Consider the following 279-nt stretch of genomic DNA (forward strand, 5'->3'; position numbering starts at 1 on the left):
CGGCCAACCGCCTGGTGAGCAAGACCGTCAACCCTGGCGGTACCGCTGCCGAGCAGGTGGTCACCCGCTATGTGTTCGACGGCGCAGGCCGTATGCTGCGCGAGATCGGGCCGGATGGCCGGGTGGTACAGACCGAATACGGCGAGGATGGTCGGGTACGGGCCGAAGTCAAAGACCCGGATGGTATCCAGGCTCGCACCGAGTTCCGCTACGACGCCGCTGGCCACACCACCCGCATTGATGCCGGCGTGACCTATAGCGCCATCCATGACCCGGTGA

Annotated in this window: 1 protein-coding gene; it reads left to right on the top strand. The window is 65.9% G+C overall.

Features of this window, described 5'->3' with window-relative positions; all coding sequences use genetic code 11:
• On the top strand, window positions 1–279 hold a 279-nt coding region (locus tag PZA18_RS24565), incomplete at both ends, for a hypothetical protein (protein ID WP_308447466.1).

The sequence above is a fragment of the Parachitinimonas caeni genome, from assembly GCF_030129945.1.
Taxonomy (GTDB): Bacteria; Pseudomonadota; Gammaproteobacteria; order Burkholderiales; family Chitinimonadaceae; genus Parachitinimonas; species Parachitinimonas caeni.